The 16,159-nt window shown below is 65.0% G+C and carries 17 protein-coding genes; 16 read left to right on the plus strand and 1 reads right to left on the minus strand.

Annotated features, from left to right (window positions below):
• A partial coding sequence (locus H5T73_11820) for a helix-turn-helix domain containing protein (GenBank protein ID MBC7248446.1) occupies positions 1 to 401 on the minus strand: 401 nt, incomplete at its 3' end.
• Between the two features lie 253 nt (positions 402 to 654).
• On the opposite strand from H5T73_11820, the gene lepA reads away from it, so the two are divergent.
• From lepA to H5T73_11900, 16 genes are all read left to right on the plus strand, one after another.
• Positions 655 to 2,469: an elongation factor 4 gene (gene lepA / locus H5T73_11825; GenBank protein ID MBC7248447.1), complete on the plus strand. Its 1,815-nt coding sequence runs from the start codon at positions 655 to 657 to the stop codon at positions 2,467 to 2,469.
• Positions 2,466 to 3,569, plus strand: coding sequence for a radical SAM family heme chaperone HemW (gene hemW, locus H5T73_11830; protein ID MBC7248448.1), 1,104 nt, complete (start codon positions 2,466 to 2,468; stop codon positions 3,567 to 3,569). Before lepA ends, hemW begins: the two co-directional genes overlap by 4 nt.
• Positions 3,570 to 3,647: 78 nt before the next feature.
• Complete coding sequence (gene hrcA / locus H5T73_11835) at positions 3,648 to 4,676, plus strand: heat-inducible transcription repressor HrcA (GenBank protein MBC7248449.1); 1,029 nt, start codon at positions 3,648 to 3,650, stop codon at positions 4,674 to 4,676.
• Positions 4,677 to 4,697: 21 nt separating this feature from the next.
• A complete protein-coding gene (dnaJ, locus tag H5T73_11840; GenBank protein MBC7248450.1) occupies positions 4,698 to 5,807 on the plus strand; it encodes a molecular chaperone DnaJ in 1,110 nt (369 codons plus the stop codon).
• Positions 5,804 to 6,526: a 16S rRNA (uracil(1498)-N(3))-methyltransferase gene (locus tag H5T73_11845; GenBank protein MBC7248451.1), complete on the plus strand. Its 723-nt coding sequence runs from the start codon at positions 5,804 to 5,806 to the stop codon at positions 6,524 to 6,526. The genes dnaJ and H5T73_11845 overlap by 4 nt, the downstream gene beginning before the upstream one ends.
• A gap of 9 nt (positions 6,527 to 6,535) precedes the next feature.
• Positions 6,536 to 7,816 (plus strand): MiaB/RimO family radical SAM methylthiotransferase, encoded by a 1,281-nt coding sequence (locus tag H5T73_11850; protein MBC7248452.1) that lies wholly within the window; start codon positions 6,536 to 6,538, stop codon positions 7,814 to 7,816.
• A gap of 41 nt (positions 7,817 to 7,857) precedes the next feature.
• Positions 7,858 to 8,202 carry a histidine triad nucleotide-binding protein gene (locus H5T73_11855; protein ID MBC7248453.1) on the plus strand — a complete coding sequence of 115 codons (345 nt, stop codon included), beginning with the start codon at positions 7,858 to 7,860 and terminating at the stop codon, positions 8,200 to 8,202.
• 96 nt (positions 8,203 to 8,298) lie between these two features.
• Positions 8,299 to 9,261, plus strand: coding sequence for a PhoH family protein (locus tag H5T73_11860; GenBank protein MBC7248454.1), 963 nt, complete (start codon positions 8,299 to 8,301; stop codon positions 9,259 to 9,261).
• 96 nt (positions 9,262 to 9,357) lie between these two features.
• Positions 9,358 to 11,466, plus strand: a complete 2,109-nt coding sequence (locus H5T73_11865) for an HDIG domain-containing protein (protein ID MBC7248455.1) — start codon at positions 9,358 to 9,360, stop codon at positions 11,464 to 11,466.
• A complete protein-coding gene (gene ybeY, locus H5T73_11870) occupies positions 11,466 to 11,891 on the plus strand; it encodes an rRNA maturation RNase YbeY (protein MBC7248456.1) in 426 nt (141 codons plus the stop codon). The genes H5T73_11865 and ybeY overlap by 1 nt, the downstream gene beginning before the upstream one ends.
• A gap of 7 nt (positions 11,892 to 11,898) precedes the next feature.
• Complete coding sequence (locus tag H5T73_11875) at positions 11,899 to 13,215, plus strand: HlyC/CorC family transporter (protein ID MBC7248457.1); 1,317 nt, start codon at positions 11,899 to 11,901, stop codon at positions 13,213 to 13,215.
• The gene (gene pgeF / locus H5T73_11880) at positions 13,199 to 14,026 is read left to right on the plus strand and encodes a peptidoglycan editing factor PgeF (GenBank protein ID MBC7248458.1); all 828 of its coding nucleotides are present in this window, start codon (positions 13,199 to 13,201) and stop codon (positions 14,024 to 14,026) included. Before H5T73_11875 ends, pgeF begins: the two co-directional genes overlap by 17 nt.
• Positions 14,023 to 14,304, plus strand: coding sequence for an acylphosphatase (locus tag H5T73_11885; protein ID MBC7248459.1), 282 nt, complete (start codon positions 14,023 to 14,025; stop codon positions 14,302 to 14,304). The genes pgeF and H5T73_11885 overlap by 4 nt, the downstream gene beginning before the upstream one ends.
• Positions 14,305 to 14,313: 9 nt before the next feature.
• Positions 14,314 to 14,973, plus strand: coding sequence for an MgtC/SapB family protein (locus H5T73_11890; protein ID MBC7248460.1), 660 nt, complete (start codon positions 14,314 to 14,316; stop codon positions 14,971 to 14,973).
• 18 nt (positions 14,974 to 14,991) lie between these two features.
• Complete coding sequence (locus tag H5T73_11895; protein ID MBC7248461.1) at positions 14,992 to 15,669, plus strand: YggS family pyridoxal phosphate-dependent enzyme; 678 nt, start codon at positions 14,992 to 14,994, stop codon at positions 15,667 to 15,669.
• A gap of 19 nt (positions 15,670 to 15,688) precedes the next feature.
• Entirely contained in the window at positions 15,689 to 16,135 is a 447-nt protein-coding gene (locus H5T73_11900; GenBank protein ID MBC7248462.1) for a cell division protein SepF, read from the plus strand.
• Positions 16,136 to 16,159 lie beyond the last annotated feature (24 nt).

Consider the following 16,159-nt stretch of genomic DNA (forward strand, 5'->3'; position numbering starts at 1 on the left):
ACGCTGGAGGAAGAAAGGCGGATGCCGTAGTCCCTCTTGAGGATCACCGCTATCTTGTGCTTGGACCAGGCGGGGTGCTCTCTCCTTAAGTCGCAGATGAGCTGGATCGTCTGCCAGGGGATCTCCGAGACCCTTTTCCTTTTCGGGGTGCGGGGGAGGTCCTCCAGTCCCCTGAGGCCCCGTTTCAGGTACCTCTTCAGCCACTTGTAGAAGGTGGTGGGGGAGATGGCGAAGTGGCGGCAGGTCATCCTGGCATTTCCGCAGCGGCGAAAGTGCTCTATCCAGCGCAGCCTCCTTCTGGCCTCCTTGGAGAGGACCTCGCCCATCATTCTCTCCAACTCCCATTGATGGGGAAGCCTGGTGTGGTAGATACTAGTAGTGGTTCCAACTGAACCCTTCATTTGGACACCTCCTTGCTCTGCTTCGTTTATCACAAAGCAAGTATAGGGGGTGTCCACCATGTTTATGAACCTGGGCACGACGGGTAGCGCGGGAGTAACCGGGGTTCCACGGTGCACGCGTCATCGAACGCGCCGCCTTTTCCTTGTCGCCCGGGAGCATGGGTAAGCCGTCAACGCAGCGCAGCAGAGGCGCGAGAGGGCATGTTCCTCTGTTGCCATCACGTCGCTGCTATAATGAGACGGGTGCATCTTGATGGACAGGAACAGGATCAGGAACTTCTGCATAATCGCCCATATCGACCACGGTAAGTCGACCCTTGCGGACAGGTTCCTGGAGATAACCGAAACGGTGCCGCGCCAGAAGATGGCCGACCAGTACCTGGACCGCATGGAGCTGGAGAGGGAGAGGGGCATAACCATCAAGGCGCAGGCGGTGCGCATGCACTACGCGCCTGGGCCGGGTGATGCCTACCGGTTGAACCTCATAGACACGCCGGGACATGTGGATTTCTCCTACGAGGTCTCCCGCAGCCTTGCCGCCTGCGAGGGGGCCATCCTACTGGTGGACGCCGCCCAGGGGGTGGAGGCCCAGACTGTGGGAAACGCCTACCTGGCGGTGGAGGCCGGGCTGGCGGTCATCCCCGCGGTGAACAAGATAGACCTGCCGGCGGCCGACGTGGAGGGCACGGTCATGGAGGTGGCGGACCTCCTGGGCATAGATCCGGGGGAAGTGGCGACCGTATCGGCGAAGACGGGAGAGGGGGTCGAGGGGCTCCTGCGCCTGGTCATAGAGAAGGTCCCTCCCCCCGGCGGCGGTAGCGACATGCCCCTGCGGGCGCTCGTCTTCGATTCCTCCTACGACGTCTACCGCGGCGTGGTGGCGTTCATCCGGGTGATGGAGGGCAGCGTGAGCAGGGGGACGCCCATCGTCTTCATGGCCAACGGGAGCGAGGCGGAGGTGGACGAGGTGGGCTACTTCTCGCCGGAGATGACGTCCTGCGAGAGCCTCGTGGCCGGCGAGGTGGGGTATATCATCACCGGCATCAAGGACGTCAGCCTGGTGAAGGTGGGAGATACCGTGACCACCAGGAGGAACGGGGCGCGGGAACCCCTCCCGGGGTACCGCGAGCCCAAGCCCATGGTCTTCGCCGGCATCTACCCGGTGGACTCCGACGACTTCCAGGACCTGGAAGACGCCCTTCAGAAGCTGAAGCTGAACGACGCGGCGCTCACCTTTACGCGGGAGAGCTCGCAGGCGCTCGGGTTCGGGTTCCGTTGCGGTTTTCTCGGCCTGCTGCACATGGAGATCGTGCAGGAGCGCCTGGAGCGCGAGTACGGCCTCGACCTGGTCATCACCGCGCCCAACGTGGTCTACGAGGTGGTGAAGAGGGGAGGCGAGGTAATGCGCATAAACAACCCCTCGGAGATGCCGGACCCGGGAACGGTGGAGGAGGTGCGCGAGCCCTACGTGCAGGCCACCATACTGCTCCCCCCGGATCACGTGGGACCCATCCTGGAGCTGGTGAAGGAGAGGCGCGGCGTTTTCCGGGACATGGTGTACCTCTCGGGGCGCCGCGTGGAACTGCGCTGCAGACTGCCCCTGGCCGAGATGGTCATCGATTTCTACGACCAGTTGAAATCGCGCAGCAGGGGATACGCCTCGCTCGATTACGAGCACGTGGGTTTCCTACCCGGCGACCTGGTCAAGCTGGATATCCTCATCAACGGCGAGCCGGTGGACGCCTTCTCCTCGGTGGTGGAGAGGGGAAGGGCGTACGAGCACGGCAAACGCATCACGCAGCGTCTGCGCGAGCTCATCCCCCGGCAGCTGTTCGACGTCCCGGTGCAGGCCGCCGTGGGCAGCAGGGTGGTGGCGAGGGAGACCATAAAGGCGAAGCGCAAGGACGTGTTGGCCAAGTGTTACGGCGGCGACGTCACCAGGAAGAAGAAGCTGCTGGAGAAGCAGAAGGAGGGCAAGAAGCGCATGAAGATGGTGGGCAAGGTGGAGATACCCCAGGAAGCCTTCATCTCCGCCCTGCGCGTGAGCCGGGAGGAGAGGGGGCGTTGAGGCTCTACGTGCACTGGCCTTTCTGCGTTTCCCGCTGCGCGTACTGCGATTTCAACGCCAGGACGGCGGGAAGCCGCACCGTTTCAGCATACGCGGCGTCGCTGCGCCGCGAACTGACGCTGTGGTCGGCGATGCTGCCCCGCGACGGCGGCCTGCGCTCCCTCTACCTGGGAGGAGGGACACCTTCCACCATGCGCGGCGACGAGGTGGCCGACCTGATCGCCTTCTGCCGGAGGCTATTCCCGCTGCGCGAGGGGGCGGAGGTGACCGTGGAGGTCAACCCAGCCACCTGGAAGGAGAGGGATTTCGCAGCGGCGCTGGAGGGCGGAGTCAACCGGGTCAGCATCGGCGTACAGTCGCTTCGGGACTGCATCCTGCTCCTGCTGGGAAGGGCGCACGATGCGCGCGACGCGGCTGCGGCGGTGCGGGCCGCGGGCAGGGCGGGATTCAGGAACATCTCGCTGGACCTCATGTTCGGGTTGCCCCTGGAATGCGGGCACCGTCTCGGTCGCGACCTGGAAGCTGCGCTGCGATTGCGCCCGCAGCACGTGAGCCTTTACGCGCTCGAGGTTTCCGCCCGGAGCCGCCTGGGCAGGGCCGTCATGCGCGGGGAGCTGCACCTGCCGGAGGATGACCGCGTCGCGGACGAGTACCGGGAGGGAGCGCGCACGTTAAAGTTGGCCGGTTACGAACGTTACGAGATCTCCAACTTCTGCCTTCCCGGTCACGAGTGCCGCCACAACCTCGCCTACTGGCGGCGCGAGGCCTACCTGGGAGCGGGAGCAGGCGCCCACTCGCTGCTCGGGGGATGGCGCTTCCACAATCTGGAAAGCGTGTTGTCCTACAACCGCAGCCTGCGTGAAGACAGGATGCCCGTTGCCGGCGGGAGCAGGCTCACGGAACGCGATGCGAGGTCGGAACGCATAATGCTGGGGTTGCGCACCTCGCGCGGCGTTCCCGCGGCACTCCTCGCGGGGGCGAAAGCCCTTTCTGACCTGGAGAGATACGGACTGGTCAGGCGCGAGGGGAGCAGGATAAGCCTCACCGAGAGGGGAATGCTCCTCTCGAACCCCGTCATAGCGGAGGTTCTGCCGGCTTGACTGCCGTCGTCGCCTGCGGTTAATTTATTCTTAGGTAGCACTCTAAGGAGGAGAGTGCTAATGAGGTAAGCGAGGAAGATGCTGGACAAGAGGCAACAGAAGATACTGAAGGCGGTGGTTTACCGCTACATCATGACCGGAATACCGGTGGGCTCCAAGTCCCTGGCGGAGACCCTCAACCTGGGCATAAGCTCGGCAACCATCAGGAACGAGCTGAACAAGCTCGAGGGGTTGGGTTACCTGTACCAGCCCCACGTATCCGCCGGAAGGGTGCCCACGGACCTCGGTTACCGCTTCTACGTGGACAGCCTCATGGGGCGCACGCGCCTGCGCGAGGAGGAGAAGGAGGCCATCCTCACCCTCTTCTCCAACAAGACCAAGGAGCTGGAGAACCTCCTGCAGGAGACGAGCAATCTCCTCTCCAGGCTCACCAGCACGGCCGCCATGATCATCGCGCCCAGCCTGCGTCGCAACCTCATCAAGCACGTGGACCTGGTGAAGCTGAGCGGGAGCATGATCCTGCTGGTCATCATCACGGACACCGGCAGGGTGGAGAAGAAACTCATCGACGCCGGCGAGGGATTCACGGAGGCGAACCTGGAATCGGTCCAGGCCTTCCTCAACCGCAGGCTTCACGGCAAGGGGACGGACGACCTGGCGAATTTCGCTGACGAAAAGAGGCTCAGGGACGAGAAGACCTCCCGCCTGGCGCGCAAGGTCGTAGGCGTGATAAAGGACATACTCACGCAGGAGCAGTACGAGAAGGTCTACGTGGGCGGCACGGTGAACCTGCTGCGCTACCTCGACGAGGAGGGGGTCAAGCGCATAGAGTCGCTGCTGAAACACTTCGAGGAGCAGTACTTCCTGCTAAACCTGATGAGCGAGGCCATACGGGCGAAGGAGCTCACGGTACGCATAGGCGACGAGAACATACTCAAGGAACTGCAGTATTTCAGCCTAGTGGCCACGCCCTATGCCATCGGCGAGGAGATGATGGGCACGGTGAGCGTCCTCGGGCCCACGCGCATGGATTACGCGCGTGTCATACCCACCGTCGATTTCATCGCCAAGTCCCTCAGCCGGACGCTGGAGATGCTCAAGGGTTGAAGGGGGTGATCCCGGGCCGACATGAAGGATTACTATGCCCTGCTCGGCGTCTCCCGCGACGCGGACCAGGAGGAGATAAAGAAGGCCTACCGGCGTCTCGCACGCCGCTACCACCCGGATGTCAACAAGGAGGACGAAGAGGCCGCGGAGCGTTTCAAGGAGATCACGCGGGCTTATGAGGTGCTGGGAGACCCCGAGAAACGCAGGCGCTACGACATGTTCGGGGACGAGGGGGAGGCGGCCTCTTTCCTCAGCCGCGATTTCGGCGGCATGAGGGACCCCTTCGGAGACATTTTCAGCTTCTTTTTCGGCGGCGAGCGCGCGCGCTCCGCGCACGTACCCCGACGGGGCAGCGATCTCCTCGCCGTGGAGGAGATAAGCCTGGCCGAGGCCTACAGGGGCGTGACACGCACCGTCGAGGTGCCGCGCCACGAGACCTGCACGGAATGCGGCGGCGACGGGCTGCAGGAAGGCTTCGCATTCGACCTCTGCCCCGATTGCGGAGGGGACGGCAGGATCACCCGCACGCGCCGCAGTTCCTTCGGCACCTTCACCTCCAGCACCACCTGCCGGCGCTGCGGGGGGAGGGGGGAGATAAACACCCATCCGTGCCGTGCCTGCGGGGGTGCGGGGGTGCGGGAGGTCCTGGACCCCGTGGAGGTGCACGTGCCGCCCGGGGTGGAGGACGGCGACCGTATCCGCATCGCCGCAAGGGGAGAGCCGGGGACTCTCGGGGGACCCCCGGGGGACCTTTACGTGGAGATCAGGGTCAAGGAGCACGACACCTTCGAGCGCGCGGGCAGCGACCTGCGCGCGGTGGTCACCGTGAGCATGGTGGAGGCTGCCCTGGGCACCGACGTCGTCATACCCACCTTCGACGGTGAAGAGAACCTGCACATCCCGCCGGGAAGCCAGCCGGGACAGGTTTTCAGACTACGGGGCAAGGGCATGCCGAAGCTGCACTCGCGGGGGTCCGGGGATCTCTACCTCGTGCTCGAGGTCGACGTACCCAGGGACCTAACGGCTCAACAGCGGGAACTGCTGCGGGAGTTCCAGCGGCTCGAGAACGAAAAACGCGCGCCGCGCGGTTTCGTGCAACGGTTGAGAAAGGCGATGAGAACGCAATCTTGACGACCGCCAGGTTTTACGTCGAGGAACTGCCACCCCCGGGGGATCGCCTCTCCCTGGAAGAAGAGGACCACCATCATGCCAGCCGCGTGTTACGCCTGAAACCAGGCCACGAGGTGATACTCCTTGACGGCAGGGGGACGGTGTGCCGGGCCCGCGTGGTGGACGTGGACGCGCGACGCACCCGCGTTGAGATAACTGAAAGGCGGTGCGCGGAGCGGGAGAGGCCGCGTCTCCTTCTCTGCCAGGCCCTTCTCAGGGACAACAGGATGGGCGAGGTTGTGCAGAGGAACGTCGAACTCGGCGTCGCCGCCATCCTCCCCTTTTGCTCGCGGCGATCGCAGCGCTCGCTGGAAGAGCATCGCCTGCAGAGGTTGCGGCGCATCGCCCTGGAGGCGTCGCGGGTGGCGTGCAGGCCTTACCTTCCCCGCGTGGAAGGGCTTCTATCCTGGGAAGAGCTCCTGGCATACGTCGCCGGGCGCGAAAAGGTCCTCTACGCCGACGAGCGGGGAGGCGCATCCCCCGCCGTGGAGCTGCGTGGCGTCGCGTGGGAGGAGCTCGACTTGGTGATCGGCCCGGAGGGAGGTTTCACGGACGGCGAGAGGGCTTCCCTACAGGATGCGGGCGCCGTCCCCGTCACCCTGGGACCCTACAACCTGAGGGCGGAATCCGCGGGAGCGGTCCTGGCCTGCGCGGTGCGCGCCCACTGCGGGCTGTTGTGAGGTACGGCGATGGGAAGAGTAGCCATATTCACGCTGGGATGCAAGGTCAACCAGGCCGAATGCGAGGAGCTAGCCCTCGCCCTGGTGGAGGCCGGACACGAGGTGGTGCGTGAGCCGGGCCTAGCCGACCTCTGCGTGGTGAACACCTGCACGGTGACCGCGGAGAGCGACCGCAAGTGCCGCAAGCTCGTCCGCCGGCTCGCCAGAGACGGAGCCCGCCGCATCGCGGTGGCGGGGTGCCTGGTCCAGGTGCACCCGCAGGCCGTGCGAGACCTTCCCGGGGTGGCCCTGATGCTGGACAACGGGATGAAGGAAGGATGGCTGGAGCACGTGGAGTCTCTTATCCCTCCTGCAGACGAGGGGGAGCGCAGGAGGCCTTCCCTGCGCAGCCGCGCCTTCGTGAAGGTCCAGGACGGTTGCGAACGGGGTTGCTCCTACTGCATAGTCCCGCGGGCGCGGGGGGCGGAGAGGTCGCGGCCGCCGCGGGAGGTCATGGAAACGGCCCTCAGGAGGCTGGAGGAGGGATGCCGCGAGCTGGTTCTCTGCGGGGTCAACCTGGGGAGGTACCGCTGGGGGGACGGGTACGACCTCGCCTCACTGGTGAGCGACCTGCTCGGCCTCGCGGATGGTTTACGCGTGCGCCTCAGCTCCATAGAGCTCGAGGACCTGCAGGAGAGATGGCTGCTCGCGTGGAGCGGGGAGAACAGGGTATGCCCGCACCTGCACCTACCACTGCAGAGCGGGGACGAGGGGATACTGCGCGAGATGGGACGCGGCTACGGCCCGGGGGATTTCCTGGCGGTTGCGGAGATGATGAGGGACTGCTGGCCACATGCGGCGTTGACCAGCGAGGTGATCGTGGGTTACCCGGGCGAGAGCGAAACCGCCTTCGCGCGTACCGTAGACGTCCTCCGGCGCGCCGGCGTCTCGCGTCTGCACGTCTTCAGGTTTTCACCGCGGCCCGGCACCAGGGACTGGCAGAGGCGCGGGGAGGCGGACCGGGAGGCGGCCGGCAGGAGGTCCGCCGCGCTGAGACGGCTGGCGGAGAGCTGGCGTTTAGGATACATTGAGAGGCATACGGGCGAAAGGCGCACCATGCTGGTGGAGAGGGTGTCCCCGCGGGGAGGGGAAGGCGTGGTCCTTGGAACCACCGAGGACTATATCAAGGCGGTCATGCCATGTTCCTCCCCGGACATATCGCCGGGCATGCTGTTGGAGGTGCGCATCGAGGGGGTGAGGGGCGCGAGGGCCGAGGTCTCCGCCGTCATGGGCGGCGCTCGCTCGGGATAGACCGGGCGCAGAGGCGGAACGTGGATGGCAAGGAGGTCGCCATGGAGGACTGCATATTCTGCCGCATTGCATCGGGGGAGATGGAGGCGGACGTGGTCTACGAGGACGACAGCGTGCTCGCCTTCCGCGACATAAACCCGCAGGCGCCGGTGCACGTGCTGGTCATACCGCGCAGGCACCTGCGCAGCGTGTTCGATATAACCCCACAGGACGGCGAACTTCTCTCCAGGTTATTCCAGGCGATCAGGAAGGTGTCCGAGGACGAGGGAATAGCGGGCAGGGGAGTGCGCGTGCTCACCAACGTGGAGAGAGAGGCCGGGCAGAGCGTCTTTCACCTCCACTTCCACGTGCTGGGAGGGAGGCCCATGCTCTGGCCTCCCGGCTGACAGGCATTGAAAACGCGGGAAAGGCGGTAATCGACGTTGAACGCAGGAAGCGGAGCGAGCAGGGAGCTGAAGATCCTGGTGCCGGGAAACCAGCCCATGGTCAATCTCCTGGGTGAGAGGGACGAGCTCCTGAAGATCGTGGAGAGATCGTTCCGCAGCTCCATACTGGTACGCGGCAACGAGATAACGGTCCGCGGCGACGAGGAGGAGGAGCTGGAGGCCATCGCCAAGCTCTTCGAGGAGTTGATCATGCTCCTCTCCTCGGGCATGGACCTCACTCCGGAGAGCGTCGAGCGCGCCATCGAGATGGTTCTGGCGGAAGGTGAGCTCAAGCCCAGCGAGGTCTTCACGGACATCATCATCTCGCGGCGCGGCAAGGCGATACGCCCCAAGACGCCCAACCAGAAGCGCTACGTCGAGGCCATCCGCAGGAACACCATCGTCTTTTCCGTCGGCCCCGCGGGCACCGGCAAGACCTACCTCGCGATGGCCATGGCGGTGAAGGCGCTGCTCTCCAAGGAGGTCGGCCGCATCATACTCACCCGCCCCGCGGTGGAAGCCGGGGAGAAGCTGGGGTTCCTCCCGGGGGACATGTACCAGAAAGTGGACCCCTACCTGCGACCCCTGTACGACTGCCTGTACGAGATGCTCGAGGTGGAAAAGTTCACCAGGTACATGGAACAGGGCGTTATCGAGGTGGCGCCGCTCGCCTACATGAGGGGACGCACCCTCAACGATTCCTTCATCGTCCTGGACGAGGCGCAGAACACATCCCCCGAACAGATGAAGATGTTCCTCACCCGCCTCGGTTTCGGCTCCAAGGCGGTGGTGACCGGTGACATAACGCAGATAGACCTGCCCGGGGGCCAGCTCTCGGGCATGAACGTCGTGCGCGAGATACTGGTGGGCATAGAAGGGATAGAATTCGTCTACCTTGACGAGCGCGACGTGGTCCGCCACAAGATAGTGCAGGATATCGTGCGGGCTTACCGCCTTTTCGACGCGCGTTCCAGCGGGGAGGGCGGCGCGGTCGACGGCGAATTCGGCGAGGAGGGCTGATCGTGCACGTGGCGCCTCCACGGCGCGGCGGGTGCGGCCGGACGGGAAGGAGCCTTAAAGCAGCGCGCGCACTCGTACGAGGTATATTGGTGTATAATGCGCATCGATAAGGTCATGGACGACAAGGAAGGCTCAAGACGCAGGCGGCCGCGGATAAGCGGTCTGCTTCCCGCCGGCGGGAAGGGTAGATCGCTGCTGGTGTCCGCGGCTGCATTCGCGGTCATACTCTCTCTGCTCGTCTTGGAATATCTTCCCAGGAAATCCCGGTACGAGCTCGGCGAGGCGAGCATGGAGACGGTCATCTCCTCGCGCGCTTTCGAGGTGCTTGACGAGGAGAGCACGGAAAGGCTGCGCCAGGAAGAGCGCGAGAGGACGAAAGACCTCTTCGTGAGCCGGGAAGCACGCGACGAGGCCGTGGAACGCCTGGACGGGTTCTTCGCGCGCGCCGAGTCCCTGCACGGCGTGGAGGGAACGGAGGATAAGAAGCTCGCCTCGCTGCGGGAAGGCGCGCCGGGCGAGCTGGAGGAGGAAACGCTGCGCGCGTTGCTGGCGGCGTCAGCGGAGGACACGCGACTCCTTTACACCTCCGTGACACAGCTCCTCAACGCTGCCATGACCCAGCCGGTGGGCTACGACAACCTGGAACAGGTGCGGGAACAGGTGCGTTCCCGGGCACGCGACCTCCCGCTCACCCCGGGTTTCCAGGAGGCAGCGGCAGACCTCGCGGAGGCCTTCCTGGATATCAACACCAACTATTCCGCCGCGGCCGTCCTGAGCGACATGGAGGAGGCCGCGAACAGGGTGCAGCCGGTCTACGCGCACTACGTAGCGGGGCAGAAGATCGTGGGGAAGGGAGAGGTCATCACCCCGCTCGTCCTCGACTCCCTGGAGGCGGCGGGGGCGCTTTCCCCCATGGGAAGCTACCAGCAGGTGGTGGGGGTGGCCCTCTTCTCGCTGCTCCTTTACCTCCTGGGGCTGTTCTTCTTCGCCCGCTTCCGCGGCGAGTGGGCCGCCGAACCGCGGGTGGTGGCCTCCCTGTGCATCGTCATCCTTGTCTTCGCCTTCCTGGCAAGGCTCTTCTCGGTGTTCGCGGACGAGAACCCGCTGTGGGGTTACCTGGTGCCCCTCGCCGTGGTGGGGCTGACCCTTGTCGCCCTGCTGGATAGGCTGACGGCCCTCTTCGCGGTCACGCTGTGCGGGATGGCGGCGGGGATCTTCTTGAAAGGGAACTTCCCGCTCACACTCGCCGCGATAACGGGCGGCACGATCTCGGTGTTCCTGCTGGGCAGGCTGAGCAGGCGGGAGGTGATGATAAGGGCGGGGGCCGTCCTTTCCCTCTGCCTGGCGGCCGTCTTCGCGGCCACCGCCTCGCTCTTCCAGGACCTGCGGTCGGTTTTCCTGGCGGGGGCGCTGGGAGTGGGCAACGGCGTGTTCTGTACCCTGCTCACCCTGGGTATGATACCGGTCATGGAGAGGCTCTCGGGGATCATCACCCCCATGCACCTCCTGGAGCTCGCCTCGCCCGACCACCCGCTGATGAGGATGCTCATGAACGAGGCGCCGGGAACCTACGGCCACAGCACAGTGGTGGGCAACCTCGCGGAGGCGGCGGCGCAGGCGGTGGGCGCCGATTCCTTGCTGGCCCGCGTGGGTGCCTTCTACCACGACGTGGGCAAGTTGAGGAGACCCGCATTTTTCGTGGAGAACAGGCCCAACGGGCACGACGGCCTCAAGCCCAACCTGAGCGCGCTGGTGATCACCGCGCACGTCAAGGAGGGCGTGGAGCTGGCCCGCGAATACGGCCTGCCCCGCGAGGTCGTGGACATCATCCGCCAGCATCACGGCACCTCCCTCGTCCGCTATTTCTACGCCCAGGCGCTGAAGGAGAAGAAGCCTTCCGAGGAGGTGAGCGAGAGCCGCTTCCGTTACCCCGGGGAGAAGCCCCGGAGCAAGGAGGCGGCGATAGTGATGCTCGCCGACGCGGTGGAAGCGGTGGCGAAGGCCGCGGACAGGCCGACACCCATCAAGCTGGAGCAGCTCACGCGCAACATGATCAGGGAGAGGCTGGACGACGGGCAGCTGAGCGAGTGCGGCCTCACCCTCGGGGACCTGGAGAAAATAACCATGGCCTTCACCCGCGTCCTCTGCGGTATGTATCATGAACGCGTGGAATATCCCTCTCTGGTCAAGGGGGAAGGGGCCTGATGCGGGTGCTGATAAACCGGAAGACGCGCTCTTCCATCGATGAAGCGAGGCTGCGGCGCGCCTGCCTGAGGGCGCTGCGGGAAGAGGGAGCGAGGCAGGACGCAATGGTGTCGGTGACGGCGCTGAGCGAGAGGGAGATGCGGGAGTTGAACCGACGTTACCTGGGCAGGGACGGTGCGACCGACGTCCTCGCCTTCCCCATGCTGGAGCTGGGCGGCGACGGATTCCTGTTGGGGGATGTCATCATCTGCCCGGCATACGTGCGCCGGCACCGCGCGCGGTATGCGACCGAGGAGGGGAGGGAGCTGGAGATGGTGACGGTGCACGGCATCCTCCACCTCCTGGGATACGAAGACGACGACGCGGAGGGCGCGGAGGCCATGGACCGCAGGGTGCGGGAGATACTGCGCCTGGGGGAAAGGTAAGGAGGCGATGATGCATACTGGCGTGCCGCTTTCCGCGGCTGTCATAAGCGGCGGGGAACTTGCCTGGAGGCTCTCTTCCCTTGTCGCCCTCCTGGTGGTGGCCGCCTTCCTGGCCATGGCCGAGATATCGCTGGTGAGCGTGAACCGCCTGCGCGTGCGCGTCCTCGGCGAGGAGGGCGACAAAAGAGCCCAGAGGCTGGAGAAGCTCTTGGCCCAGCCTCACCGCTTCCTTTCCACCATCCTCATGCTCACGCTTCTCGTGCAGGTCGGCGCGTCGTCCATTGCGGCGGGCCTGGCCCTCGAGCTGGGACTCCCCGTGGCCACGGCGGTCGCCACGGGGGTGATGACCTTCCTCATCTTCATCTTCTCGGAGATGGCGCCCAAGACCTACGCCACCACGCATCCCGAGGCCGTGGCCCTCGCCGTGGCTCCCGCCATAAGGACGCTTTCCATCGTCTTCTATCCCCTCGTACGCGTCCTCATCCTCCTCTCCAACGGCGTCATACGCGCCCTGGGGGGGGAGACCACGGGGGAGGGGCCCTTCGTAACGGAAAAGGACATCAAGGCCATGGTGACCGCGGCGCAGGAACAGGACATGATAGAGGAACAGGAGGAAAAGCTCATACATTCCATATTCGAGTTCGGCGATACCCTGGTCAGGGAGGTCATGATCCCGCGCACGGACATGGTCATGCTGGAAGAGGGCGCCAGCATGGAGGAGGCGCTCGAGGTCATCTTGGGATCGGGTTATTCGCGCATCCCCGTGTACCGCGGCGATTTCGACCACATCGTCGGCGTGCTCTACGCCAAGGACCTGCTTCCCTACCTCAAGCGGGGGGAGAGCGACGCCCGCATCAGGGACCTGCTTAGGGAGGCCTACTTCGTGCCCGAGACGAAGAGGGTGAGCGAGCTCCTCAACGAACTGCGCAGCCTCACCATCCACATGGCCATCGTCCTGGACGAGTACGGCGGCACATCGGGCCTGGTGACCATCGAGGACGTGCTGGAGGAGATAGTGGGGGAGATTTTCGACGAGTACGACCGAGCCGTCGAGCTCTACGAGAGGCTAGGGGACGGCAAGTATTCCATCGACGCGCGCATCTCCATCGACGACCTCAACGATCTCTTGGGCACCAAGCTGCCCGCCCACGAGTGGGATACCCTGGGGGGCCTCATGTACAACCTCATGGGAAAGATCCCAAAGCAGGGGGAGAGCGTGGACTTCGAAGGCCTGCGCCTCACGGCGCAGAAGGTGGTGGGGAGGCGCATATACAAGGTCCTCCTGGAGGTCCTGGCGACGGGGGAAGATGAAGGGGAAGGATGAGACCGCGTGCGACGCACGCGGGGGCTGGACGGAAGCCGGGCGACTCCTGGGCGAGGGCATCAGGCTGCTTTTCACCGACCGCAGCGGCGGCGTGAGCCGCCCTCCTTACGACACGCTAAACCTCTCACGTCGCAGCGGCGATGACCCGCGCGCCGTGGAGGCCAACCGCAGGTCGGTGGCCTCGGTGCTGGGACTAGAGCCGAGGAGGCTGGTCTTCATGCGCCAGGTGCACGGCCTGCGGGTGCGCAGGGTGAGGCGTGGGGGCGGCGGGAAGCCGCGCACCGTGCCCGGCTGCGACGGACTTTACACCACGGAGGAAGGGCTGGCGCTCGCCGTTCTAACGGCGGACTGCGTGCCCCTGGCGGTCGCATTTCCCGCCGTACCCCTGGTGGCCGTCCTCCATGCCGGCTGGCGGGGCACCCTCGGAGATATAGCGGGTTCCTTCCTGGCGCGGCTGCGCGAGGAGCTCGGGCTGTCCCCGCTGGACGCGAGGGTGGTCATGGGGCCCGCCATCGGGCCCTGCTGCTACCTGGTGGAGGAAGGCAGGGCGCGTCTGTTCGTCGAAAAATACGGAGAGGAGAGCGGCGTGGTGAGGGAAGACGGCGGCTTTCGCGTCGATCTTCCGCGCGCCAACCGCCTGAACCTGGCGCGGGCCGGCGTAAGTGAAGAGAACGTACACCTGGCGGGAGGGTGCACCGCCTGCGAAGCGAGGTACTTCTCCTTCCGCAGGGACGGAGAGACCGGCCGCCAGGGTGCCTTCATCCTATTGGAAAGGAAGGAGAGTCGACCGACGGGGGTGCCCGCGCGATGAAGGCAAGAGCGCGCGTGACTTTGAGCGGAAGGGTACAGGGTGTATACTACCGTTCCTACGCTCGGGACGAGGCAAGGCGGTTGGGCCTCAAGGGGTGGGTGCGCAATAACCCAGACGGCCGCGTGGAACTGGTCTGCGAGGGGGAGGAGGACGCCGTTCTGGCCATGATCGACTGGTGCTGGAAGGGTTCCCCGTCTTCCCGCGTGAGCGACGTGGAGGTGGCCTGGGAGGAATACCGGGGTGAGTTCGACGACTTCCGCGTGACCTACGGTTTTTAGGGTGAGGACATGAGCGAGGCGGAAATACTCCTAAGGCTGGTCATCGCCGCCCTGTGTGGAGGGCTCATCGGCATGGAACGCGAAAGGGGCGACAGGCCGGCGGGCTTCCGCACCTATATCCTGGTGTCGCTGGGGGCCGCGCTCTTCACCATCCTCTCCCTCGTCGCCTTCCCGCGATCGGATACCGCACGCGTGGCCGCCCAGATAGTGGTGGGAATGGGTTTCCTGGGAGCGGGGGTCATCGTGGTCTACGGGGGGACCCACGTGGTGGGCATAACCACGGCCGCCACCATGTGGGCCACTGCGGCGGTGGGCATGGCGTCCGGGGCGGGATACCTGGTCACGGCGGCGTACTGCACCGGGATAATACTCGTCGTCCTGGTCGCGTTGCCCTGGATCGAGAGCAGCATCATAGCCCGCTTTCAGAAGCGCAGGCTCTATTTCACCGTACAGGCGGCACACCGCGAGGGCCTGGTGGAGGAGGTGCAGGACACGCTCGCCGCCTACCGCATCCCCTTTCTCCTCCTGCGCTTTCAGGATTGCGCCGAGGGTGAGGGTTTGTGCTCGCTGCTGCTGCGGGCGAACGTGTCAGGGAAGGTGGACCTCATGGAACTGATGGAGAAACTGCGGGGCATCCCCGGGGTAACCTCGGTGGCTTTCGAGGAGTAAGCTGGAACGGGGCCGGTGATGGGGATAGCGGAGAACCTGCAGGCGGTAAGGGAGCGCATTGCCGCTGCGGCGATGCGCGCGGGCAGGGAAACGGATTCCGTCAGGCTGGTGGCGGTGAGCAAGGGGAGGAGCCTGGAGGCGATCAGGGAGGCGATGCGCGCAGGACAGAAGGCCTTCGGGGAGAACCGCGCGCAGGAGCTGCGCGAGAAAGCGCTGCTTCTGGGAGAGGACGTGGAGTGGCATTTCGTTGGCCATCTGCAGAGGAATAAGGTTAATATGGTAGTGGGAAAGGCCGCCCTCATCCATTCCCTGGACAGCCGGAGGCTGGCGGCGGCCATATCGGCACGGGCCCTCGCCCTGGGCACGGTACAGGACGTCCTCGTGCAGGTGAACGTCTCCGGCGAGGAGACCAAGTCCGGGGTGGAGGAGAGCGGGGCCGCGGACCTGGTGGGGGAGATACTTTCCCTGCCCGGCCTGAGGGTGAGGGGGTTGATGACCATCGCCCCCGTGTGGGCGGAAGGGGAGAAGTCCCGCCCCTTCTTCCGCGCATTGCGCGAGTTGAGGGATACGCTGCGGGAAGCCTACCCGCGAGCGGACCTCTCCCTTCTCAGCATGGGCATGACGCAGGATTTCGAGGTGGCCGTGGAGGAAGGAGCGGACTTAGTCCGCGTGGGCACGGCCATATTCGCGGATTAGATGCGAGGGAGGTAATGCCATGGCAGGGTTTTTCCGCAAGGCGCTCATCTACCTGGGCCTGGTCGAGGACGACGAGTTCGAGGAGTTGATCGATTATGACGAGGCGGAGGCGCCGGAGCCGCACGTGAGCCGCCGCGCCATGCGCGAAGAGGCCCGCGTGGCATCGCTGCAGGCGGTGCCAAGCAGGCAGGTGCGCGTGCACATGGTGGAACCTAAATCCTTCAACGACGCCGAGCAGATCGGCCAGAAGTTCAAGGCCGACATACCCGTCATAATAAACCTGCAGCAGGCCGATCCCGAGCTCTCCAAGAGGCTAATCGACTTCGCAAGCGGGCTCACCTATGGCCTGGAAGGCGGCATCCAGCGCGTGGCGGACAGGGTGTTCCTGCTCACGCCGCACAACGTCGAAGTCTCCGCCGAGGACAAGAGGTGGCTGCGCGAGAAGGGTTTTTTCAACCAGTTCTGAGGTCCCGGCATCCGCTGAAAAAGG

It is taken from the genome of Actinomycetota bacterium (assembly GCA_014360655.1).
GTDB lineage: Bacteria > Actinomycetota > Geothermincolia > Geothermincolales > RBG-13-55-18 > JACIXC01.